Consider the following 9,451-nt stretch of genomic DNA (forward strand, 5'->3'; position numbering starts at 1 on the left):
AGGAAGTGACCCGGACCACGACAATGTGCCCATGGACCGAGGGTTCCGGGCAAACTGTGCCGATGGCACAGGAGCCCGTGACGCTGGAGGTGGTCCTCGGGCGGGCCGAGCGCTACGGGATCCGGATGCTGACCGGGGAGCCGGCGGGCGTCGTCGTCGAGGGCGTCGAGATGCGGGCGGTCGACGATCTCGCCACCGCGACGCGCGGGCACCTCGTGGTCACCTACCCGTCCGCCGGCGGGCCGCCGCTGCGCGCCTACCAGGTCGACATCGCCCTGCGCCGGTGCATCGCCGCCGAGGTGGCCGGGGTCGTGTTCGTCCCCCCGGTCGCGCCGGCCGAGACCGCCCGCACCCTGGCCGGGCGCGCGGGCCTGCCCGTCCTCGGTGCGGACGGGCCGGCGTCGGAACTCGCGGTCCTGGTCGACCGGTTCGTCCGGCGCGGGGCCGCCGAGGCGCTCTCCCGGGCGGAGCACGCGATCGAGCGGGTCCGCGCGGCGGCCGAGGCCGGACCGCCGGACGTGCGGACGGCGGTGCTGGGTGCGGCATCCTCGGCCCTGGGCGTCCGGCTGGAGGTGCTCGACGACCCGGCCGTGCGGTGGACCGACACCGACGCGGTCTGCATCGGCGAGGTGCCCGTCGGCCGGCTGGTCGCCGCACACGGCGACCCGGCCGCGGACGTCGCGCTGCCGGTGGTGGCCGCGGTGCTGTCCCGGGCGTCGGCCCGGGAGTCCCAGGACCGGTTCGGCCCGGTCCGGTCCCGCGCCGACCTGGTCATCGAGCTGCTGGTCGCCGAGTCGTCCCGGATCGACGCGCTCGGCGTGGACGCCGCCCGCGCCGGGCTGCCGGTGGGGCTGTCGCACTCCGTGGCGTGGGTGAGCCCCCGGCACCGCGACGACGGCGGGCGGAGCCCGTCCGCGGCCCAGCTCGCGGCGCTGGAGCTGCGCGCCCTGCAGCTCGTCGACGACCGCTCCGGCCCGCACGCGGCCGAGTCCTGGCACGTCGTCGGCTTCCACGACGACCTGTTGATGATCGTCTCCGAGGAGCCCGGCGCCCCGGACCACCAGCGCAGGCTCCGCGAGGTGGTGGACGGGTTCGTCGCGCTGGCGAGCGCCGCCACCGGCCCGGGCTGGACCTTCACCGTCGGGCTGGGCACCCCGCAGACCGGAGCGCCCGGGCTGCGCCAGTCGGCGGCGGAGGCCCGGATCGCCGCCGAGTCCGCCGTCGCCGCCGGCCGGCTGGGGACCGTCGTGGTCACCGACGTGACCGGTCTGCGCCGGGTGCTGCTCGACTTCTCCGCGTCGCCGCTGAGCCGGTCGTTGCTCGACGACCTGCTGGCGCCGCTGGACGGGCTCGGCGCCGAGCGGTCCGGGGTCGCGGTGCGCACGTTGCTGGCCTACCTGAGCACCCGTAACTCCCTGGCCAGGGCCGCGGCCGTGCTCACCCTGCACCCGAACGCGGTCAACTACCGGATCCGGCGGATCGAGCAGACCCTGAACCTCGATCTCGACGACCCGGACACCCGGTTCGCCGTGGAGCTGGCGTGCCGGCTGCGTCTGGTCGTCCGGCCGGGCTGAGCAGGGCCGCTCCCCCGGCGCACGGCTCCGCGACGGTGGCCGGAGTGACGTGCGCCGGTGACCGGGCGGGGCCCGCACGGACCGCCTAGCGTTGCCTGATGAGTGATACCGAGTCCATGCGCTCCGGGCTGGACCTGAGCTGGGTCGACGAGACCGTCCGCCCCCAGGACGACCTGTTCGCCCACGTCAACGGGCGCTGGCTGGCGACACACGAGATCGCCGACGATCGCTCGCAGGACGGGGTCTTCCGGATGCTCGCCGACCGCGCCGAGGAGCAGGTGCGCGCGATCGTCGAGGAGTGCGCGGGCGGGCCGGGCGACGACGGACCGGCGCGTCAGATCGGTGACCTGTACACGTCGTTCCTGGACACCGGCCGCGCCGAGGAGCTCGGCACCGGGCCGGTGCGCCCGCTGATCGAGGAGATCCGCGGCACCACCGACCGGGCCGGGCTGGCGGCACTGCTGGGCCGCCACCAGCGCGACGGGCGCGCGGCGCTGTTCGGGGAGTTCGTCGCCACCGACCTGAAGGACTCGTCGCGCTACCTGGTCAACCTCGACCAGGGCGGGCTGGGCCTGCCCGACGAGGCCTACTACCGCTCCGACGAGCACGCCGACGTCCGCGACGCCTACACCGGGCACCTGCGACGGCTCGCCGGGCTGGTCGGTCTCCCGGACCCGCAGCAGGTCGCCGAGACGGTCATGGACCTGGAGACCGCGCTCGCCGCGGCCTCCTGGAGCCAGGTCGACAACCGTGACGCGGAGAAGACCTACACCCTCATGAGCCGCGAGCAGCTGCACCGCGGTGCGCCGGGGTTCGACTGGGCGTCGTGGGAGAGCGGACTGACGGTCCCGGCGTCGGCGTTCGACGAGCTGATCGTCCGCCAGCCCGGGTTCGTCGCGGCCGCCGCACGGCTGTGGGCGGAGCGGCCGATCGGGCAGTGGCAGGCGTGGCTGGCGATCCGGGTGGCCTCGTCGTGCGCCGAGCACCTGTCGGCCGAGCTGGTCGAGGAGGACTTCGACTTCTACGGCCGCACCCTGTCCGGCACCCCGCAGCTGCCCGAGCGCTGGAAGCGCGGCGTCGGGCTGGTCCAGGCGGCACTGGGTGAGGCGGTCGGGCGGATCTACGTCGACCGGCACTTCCCGCCGCAGGCCAAGGAGCGCATCGAACGGCTCGTCGGGACCGTCGTCGAGGCCTACCGCCGGGCCATCACGGACTCGGACTGGATGAGCGCAGCCACCCGGGAGCGGGCCCTGGACAAGCTGGGGAAGTTCACCCCGAAGGTCGGCCACCCCGACCGGTGGAAGGACTACTCGAACCTGGAGATCGACCCGGCCGACCTGCTCGGCAACGTCGGCCGGGCCGCCGCGTGGCGCCACGACCACGAGTACTCCAAGCTGGGCGGCCCGGTGGACCGCGACGAGTGGCTGCTGCCCCCGCAGTCGGTGAACGCCTACTACCACCCGCGGCTCAACGAGATCGTGTTCCCGGCCGCGATCCTGCAGCCGCCCTTCTTCGACGCCGAGGCCGACGACGCCGCCAACTACGGCGGGATCGGCTCGACGATCAGTCACGAGATCGGCCACGGCTTCGACGACCAGGGCTCGCGCTACGACGGCGACGGCCACCTCACCGACTGGTGGGCGGCGGAGGACCGCGCGGAGTTCGACGCCCGGACCCGCAGGCTGATCGACCAGTACTCGGCGCTCTCCCCGCGCGGGCTGCCCGGGCACACCGTCGACGGGGCGCTGACGGTCGGCGAGAACATCGGCGACCTGGGCGGGCTCACGATCTCGCTGCAGGCGTACTCGATCGCCCAGCAGGACCGGCAGCCACCGGAGCTGGACGGCCTGACCGGAGCGCAGCGCGTGCTGTTCGGCTGGGCGCAGATCTGGCGGGCCCGCACCCGCGACGAGGAGGCGGTCCGGCGCCTGGCGACCGACCCGCACTCGCCGCCGGACCTGCGGTGCAACGCCGTGGTGCGCAATCTCGACGCGTTCCACGAGGCGTTCGGCGTGACCGAGGACGACGCGATGTACCTGGCGCCCGGGGAGCGCGTCCGGATCTGGTGAGTGCATCCGCCGGGAGCGCCCGTCCGGCACGTGCCGGACGGGCGCGATGGTCCCGGCGGTCCGGCCGGGCGGGCTAGCGGACGCGGCGCCCGTACATGCGGTCGTGGCACTTGTTGAGGTCACGCACCGCGTGCCGGGCGCGCAGGATCAGGTTCTTCATGGGGTAGCTCCTCGGCAGATCGGGAAGGTCACGACGTCCCGCTTCTGGAACCACGCTTGCGTTGCGCGTACCCGCCCGTGCCGGCACCCACACATGGACCGCGGAGCGGTCACGGCCGGGGCCGGGTCCGACGGCGGAGCAGCACGACCCAGAGCCGCTCGGGGCGCCGCCCGCTCCCCCGCGCCCGGGCGCCCGGCTCCACCCGGACCCGGTCGTCGATCGCGGGGTCGTTGATGTGCACGGCCCCGGTGCCGTCCGGGAGCGGCACCCGGCGGCCGCGGTCGAGGGTCAGCTCCCACTGCCGGAGCACCCGCCGGTCGGGGGCGAGCGCGGTCACGACGACCAGCCGCGGCCGGCCCCGGCGCCCCCTCACCGCGGGTCGCCCGCGGCGTGGAGGCCGGTCGGCGGACGGGCCGGAACCACCGCCCGCCGACCGGAGCACACGGGACGCAGCCGGGACGACGGACACGGGGTGCGGTGCACCCTCCGGGGACGGTCTCGGTCCGGCATGCGTCGGCTCCTCGTCGAGTCTTCGGGCGCTGGTGGGCCGCGGATCGGCGGGGCGCCGATCCGCCGGGCGGACGGTCGGCGCTAGCATCGCCGGGCGTTCGCACTGGGAACGCGCAAACCATGTCACAAACGCACGTTCACGGGTAATCTGAACGTTCATTGTCACTCGAACGACGCACTGGAGCTGCCGTGTCCGAGGGGGATCTGGGCCCGTCCATCGTCCGGCGCTGGCAGCTGGCCGCCGCGCTCCGACAGCTGCGGGAGGAGGCCGGGCTCACCCACGACCAGGTCGTGACGGCGCTGCGCGAGGCCGGCGCGAACTGGACCCGGCCGAAGCTGTCCCGGATCGAGAACCGGGAGCAGGCCGTCAAGCCGCGCGAGGCCGAGGTCCTGCTCGACATCTACGCCGTCACCGATCCCGAGGTGCGGAACCGGCTCATCGGGCTGGCGAGCGCCCCACGGGACCGGGGCTGGATCGCCGACATCCGCCGCAGCCTGCCGCCGCAGTTCCACCGCTATGTCGACTGGGAGAGCGTCGTGGTCGCCTGCCGCCACTTCCAGACATTGGTGATACCCGGTCTGCTCCAGACGCCCGAGTACGCACGAGGACTCATCTCGGGCATCACCCCCGAGCTGTCCGAGGACGAGGTCGAACGTCGAGTCGCCGCGCGCATGGTCCGCCAGCAGATCCTCACCCGGGCCCGGCCACCCCAGCTGCACGTGATCCTGGACGAAGGAGTGCTGGAACGCCCGATCGACTCGCCCCGGACCATGCACAAACAGATCCGCCGCCTCATCGAGGCCGCAGAGTCCCCGAGCACGACTGTCCAGATCCTGCCGAAGTCGGTCGGCGCCAGCCCCGCGCTCGAAGGTCCGTTCTCGATTCTCACGCTCCCGGACCCGATCCCGGACATGGGATACACCGAGGCCCCGACCGGCGCCGCCTATCTCGAGGATCGCGACGCGGTCCGTGATCTCACTCTTCGGTGGGGTAGCCTGACCGACCGGGCGATGACTCCAGATTTGTCGGCCGCTTTCATCGAATCAGCAGGTCAGAGGCTCATCCAGTGAGTTCTCCGTAAGGTGGTGCCAGGGTCGTGTCCCGAGATGATCTCGTTGCCGGTCTCGTGTGGAGGAAGAGCAGCTTCTCCGGAGGCGGCGGGAATTCCGGTGGCGAGTGTGTCGAACTCGCCACCGCACACGACGGGCGCATCGCCGTTCGGGACAGCAAGAACCCACAGGCCGGATTCCTGCTCCTGCCGCGGGACCGGATGGCGGCGTTCCTGCGTGCCTGCACGTCCGGCGAACTCGACCACGTCACCGGCTGACACCGGGGTCCGATGACACCGTCGCGGCGGTCCCGGTCTCCTCGGGCCCCGCGGGCCCGTCGCGCACCCGGCACACCCGGGGGCCTGTTCCCCGCGGCGACGCCCCGGCGCCCTTCGGCGTCCTCGGCACGCCAGGCCCGTCCGCGGGCGCCGACGGGGGCAGCCGGCACCCCGCGGCCGGTCCCGCACCCCGCTCCGGCGCGCCGCGCCCGTGCGGAGGGTGCGGCACGCCGGGTCCGGTGCCGGACGAGGGCCGGGGAGCCGCACGACCACGGGTCGGCGCGGGCCGGGAGCCGCGCGGTGCAGGACCCGGGCGTCCCGCGGGAGCCGGGCGCACCGCAGCAGACCCGTACCGCACGGCAGCCAGGTGCCTCACGGGACCGCGGGAGCCGAACGCCGGACCCACCCCGCGGCTCGTCGTGCCGAGATGCACGTGAGCGGGCCGCTGTCGCTCCCGGACCCCGCTGACGTGCATCTCGGCACGGGGATCCGGACCAGCCGGATCGTTGCGGGCGTCGTCGCGTACACACGCGCCGGATTCCGCCGGGCCGACACCGGGCCCGTGTCCCCGCCGCGCACGGCACGCCGACCGTGCACCCCACGCCGGAGTGTCGCTCCCCCGTGCGGGTGCGGAACGCCGGGCGCCGGGCGGGTCGGGGGTGTGCGTGCGGCCGGGACGCGCCCGCGTACCCGTGGGCGCCGGATGCCCCGCCGGTACCCGGCGTCGCGGTTCGGCCACCGCGCGCGCCCGGCGTTCCACACGCCGGTCGGACCGGCCGACGCCGGTCAGGCCCGGTCGTCGCCGTCCAGGTCGCGGAGTCCGACGATCGTGGTCGGCCGTCCTTCCGGGTTCGGGCCGTAGACCGCCAGCATCCGGGCGTGCCCGGGCGCCCAGTACCGGCCGCGGGATCCGGCCGGGACCAGCACCACCTGCCCGGCGTCGGCCTGCACCGTCACGTCGTCGCAGGAGACCATCAGGGTCCCCTCGATCACGTAGTTGAACTCGTCGTGCGGGTGCTCGTCGATCCACTCCTGCGCGGTGAGCTGCCACTCCGTCAGCGCCACGCCCGTCCAGCCCCCGGCGGCGGGGGCGACGAAGGTCCGGCTGGTCGAGGTGCCGCCGCGGGTCGTCCCGGGGAAGACCGTGGGTGCCATGGTGTCTCCTGTTCCGTGCTCGGTACGGCCGGCGACCGGTTCAGCGCTCGCGCCAGGTCCAGCGACCACCGACCAGCGTCCCGGAGACGGGCAGCCCGCGCAGCCGGTCGTCGGGCACCGTGCGCGGGTCGGCGTCGAGGATCGCCAGGTCGGCGACGTCACCGATCTCGACCCGGGTGCGGCCGCGCATGCTCGCGGCGAGCGCGACGTCGCGCGACACCCGCTGCTCGGGGTGCCAGGCAGTGCGGTCGTCACGGCTGCGGGTGGTCGCCGCGGCGATCGCGAACCACGGGTCGAGCACGGCGACCGGCGCGTCCGACCCGAACCGCAGCGTCGCCCCCGCCGCGTGCAGCGACGCGTAGGCGAACGCCCGCCCGGTGCGGCCCGCCCAGTGGCGGTCGGCGACGTCGCGGTCGTCCATCGCGTGTTCGGGCTGCACGCTCGCGACCAGGCCCAGCGGGGCGAACCGGGCGAAGTCGTCGGCGCGCACGAGCTGCGCGTGCTCGATCACGCCGGGGATGCCCAGCTCGCCGAAGGTGTCGATGACCTCGGTGTTCGCCCGGTCCCCGATGGCGTGCACCGCTCCACCGATCCCGTGCGCGTCGGCCTGCACGAGCAGCTCACGCAGCCGCTCCGGCGAGACGCTGGCGACCCCGCACGGGTGCGCCGCGTGCCGGTCCAGCCCGGGATAGGGGTCCCAGCAGAAGGCGGTGCGGGTGTTCAGCGACCCGTCGACCACCACCTTCAACCGGCCCATCGTGACCAGGCCGAGCGGTTCGACGGCGTCCCCGGTGCGCAGGCCGCGGGCGATCGCGTCGTCGAGCCGGTGCGGCCACACCGAGGCCTCCACCCGCAGGCTGTCCACCCCGGCCGCGACCCGCTCCGGCCACTGCGCCAGGTTGTCGGTGTTCTCGAACTCGACGATGCCGACGACACCGCGGCGCGCGGCCGCCTCGGCCGCCTCCCGGTACGCCGCGACCGTGGGGGGCGATGCGGCCGCCAGCGTCGGGCCGACCGCGAACCAGTCCCACTCGCGCAGCATCCCCGAGTCGTCCGGGCGGGCGCCGAGCCGGGTCGCGGCGGCGGAGTTCAGCCATGCGCAGTGCAGATCGGCCGCGACCAGGACGACCGGTGCCGACCCGGTGACCTCGTCCAGTGCCCGCAGCGTCGGGACGTCCGGCCAGGTGCCGTCCCGGAACCCGTAGCCGGTCACGATCGCGCCCGGCGGGTGCCCGCCGCGGCCCAGCTCGGTACGCACCCGGTCGAGCACGTCCACCGCGCTCGCCGTCCCGGACAGGTCGAAGCGTGAGCGCTGGATCGTCCACTGGGTGAAGTGGACGTGGGCGTCCCACAGTCCCGGGGCGAGCACGCGACCGTAGAGGTCGACGCTCTCCCCCGCCGGTGCCTCCCCCGCACCCGCGGGGGACACGGCCGTCACCCGGTCGCCGTCGATCCGGACGTCGACCGGCTCACCGCCGCCCAGCAACCGCGCGTTGCGCAGCTCCAGCCCGGTCACGCCGCACTCCGCACGTGGTCGACGGCGAACGCCGAGACGTCGTCCGCGGTGCCGCCGTCGACGGCGAGCTCGGCGAGGATCCGGCCGATCGCCGGGGTGAACTTGAAGGCGTGCCCGGCGCCCAGGCCGAGCAGCACGTCCGGATGCCCCGGCACCGGGCCGATGGCGAACCGGCGCTCCGGCGTCACCGCGTACTGGCAGGTCACGGTGCGCAGCGGCGGTCCGGCGCCGGGCACGGTCGCCCCCACGAACGACGACAGCTCCGCCAGCAGCTCCGGCGACGGCACGTAGGTGCGCTCCTGCGGCGTCATCAGGTTGTCCGACCGGTCCCGGGCCGCCTTGACCGTCGGCTCGCCGTAGGTCGGGAAGCCGTAGAAGCACTGCTCGTCCTCCCAGATCCAGACCGGGAAACGGGTGCGGTCGAACGCCGCGGGATCGGCCGGCGCGAAGTAGGTGACCTGTTCCTGCATCGGGACCAGGTCCACGCCGGCGCCGATCGGGGCGAGCAGGGCGTCGGTCCAGGCGTCGGTGGCGAGCACGACCTTGCGCGCCCGCACCGGCCCGTGCGCCGTCCGCACGACGACGCCGGCCCCGCCGGGATCGATCGCCTCCACCGGCGTGCGGTCGCGCACCACCGCGCCGTGCAGCCGGGCCTGCATCTGGAACGCGGCGACCGAGCGGGCGGCGTGCACGATGCCCGTGTCCGGGGTGTAGACCGTCTCGACCCCGTCGGGGATCCGGAACTGCGGCCAGCGTGCGGTCACCCGGTCCGGGTCGAGCAGCTCGTGCGGGACGCCGACGGCGTCCAGGCTCGCCGTGAAGTCGCCCGCGTCGTAGGGCCCGTCGACCGGGCAGAAGACCACGCCGCCGGTGACCGTCACGAAGTCCTCGCCGGCGACGGAGGAGAACTCCGCCCAGTCCCGGTAGGCCGAGGTCGCCAGGCGCACGTAGTGCGGCTTGCCGTAGGACGTCCGCACGATCCGGGACGTGTCGTGCGAGGCGCCACGGGTGTGCCCGAGCTCGAACTGCTCGAACGCGACGACGGAGGCGCCCCGGCGGGCCAGGTGGTAGGCGGTGGCGCTGCCGAGGGCTCCCATGCCGACGACGGCGACGTCGAACTTCTCCATGCGGTTCCCCAT

General features: G+C 74.5%; 8 protein-coding genes. 4 read left to right on the forward strand and 4 right to left on the reverse strand.

All coding sequences use genetic code 11. From position 1 onward, the window contains the following. The first annotated feature begins 62 nt into the window (after positions 1 to 62). On the forward strand, positions 63 to 1,574 hold the full coding sequence (locus tag AFB00_RS27005) for a PucR family transcriptional regulator (RefSeq protein WP_068799520.1): 1,512 nt from the start codon (positions 63 to 65) through the stop codon (positions 1,572 to 1,574). 98 nt (positions 1,575 to 1,672) lie between these two features. Beyond that, a complete protein-coding gene (locus tag AFB00_RS27010) occupies positions 1,673 to 3,643 on the forward strand; it encodes a M13 family metallopeptidase (RefSeq protein ID WP_068799521.1) in 1,971 nt (656 codons plus the stop codon). 269 nt (positions 3,644 to 3,912) lie between these two features. Here the strand turns inward: AFB00_RS27010 and AFB00_RS33595 are convergent, their stop codons facing one another. Beyond that, the gene (locus AFB00_RS33595; protein ID WP_068799522.1) at positions 3,913 to 4,176 is read right to left on the reverse strand and encodes a hypothetical protein; all 264 of its coding nucleotides are present in this window, start codon (positions 4,174 to 4,176) and stop codon (positions 3,913 to 3,915) included. A 428-nt stretch (positions 4,177 to 4,604) separates the two neighbouring features. On the opposite strand from AFB00_RS33595, the gene AFB00_RS27020 reads away from it, so the two are divergent. Then, positions 4,605 to 5,384 carry a DUF5753 domain-containing protein gene (locus AFB00_RS27020; RefSeq protein ID WP_231974096.1) on the forward strand — a complete coding sequence of 260 codons (780 nt, stop codon included), beginning with the start codon at positions 4,605 to 4,607 and terminating at the stop codon, positions 5,382 to 5,384. A 26-nt stretch (positions 5,385 to 5,410) separates the two neighbouring features. Then, positions 5,411 to 5,641, forward strand: coding sequence for a DUF397 domain-containing protein (locus AFB00_RS27025; RefSeq protein WP_068799524.1), 231 nt, complete (start codon positions 5,411 to 5,413; stop codon positions 5,639 to 5,641). Between the two features lie 786 nt (positions 5,642 to 6,427). Here the strand turns inward: AFB00_RS27025 and AFB00_RS27030 are convergent. Genes AFB00_RS27030 through solA form a run of 3 tightly spaced genes read right to left on the reverse strand, consistent with a single transcriptional unit; the run spans position 6,428 to position 9,439 of the window. Next, positions 6,428 to 6,796 carry a cupin domain-containing protein gene (locus AFB00_RS27030; RefSeq protein ID WP_068799525.1) on the reverse strand — a complete coding sequence of 123 codons (369 nt, stop codon included), beginning with the start codon at positions 6,794 to 6,796 and terminating at the stop codon, positions 6,428 to 6,430. A gap of 40 nt (positions 6,797 to 6,836) precedes the next feature. Next, positions 6,837 to 8,312, reverse strand: a complete 1,476-nt coding sequence (locus AFB00_RS27035) for an amidohydrolase (protein WP_068799526.1) — start codon at positions 8,310 to 8,312, stop codon at positions 6,837 to 6,839. Continuing rightward, on the reverse strand, positions 8,309 to 9,439 hold the full coding sequence (solA, locus tag AFB00_RS27040) for an N-methyl-L-tryptophan oxidase (protein WP_068800718.1): 1,131 nt from the start codon (positions 9,437 to 9,439) through the stop codon (positions 8,309 to 8,311). Before solA ends, AFB00_RS27035 begins: the two co-directional genes overlap by 4 nt. Between the last annotated feature and the right edge of the window lie 12 nt (positions 9,440 to 9,451).

Origin of the sequence: Pseudonocardia sp. HH130630-07 (assembly GCF_001698125.1) — a bacterium.
Lineage (GTDB): Bacteria > Actinomycetota > Actinomycetes > Mycobacteriales > Pseudonocardiaceae > Pseudonocardia.

Coding starts and splice junctions, on each gene's coding strand:
- AFB00_RS27005 (WP_068799520.1), top strand. CDS start 63: ATGGCACAGGAGCCCGTGACGCTGGAGGTGGTCCTCGGGCGGGCCGAG.
- AFB00_RS27010 (WP_068799521.1), top strand. CDS start 1,673: ATGAGTGATACCGAGTCCATGCGCTCCGGGCTGGACCTGAGCTGGGTC.
- AFB00_RS27030 (WP_068799525.1), bottom strand. CDS start 6,796: ATGGCACCCACGGTCTTCCCCGGGACGACCCGCGGCGGCACCTCGACC.
- solA (WP_068800718.1), bottom strand. CDS start 9,439: ATGGAGAAGTTCGACGTCGCCGTCGTCGGCATGGGAGCCCTCGGCAGC.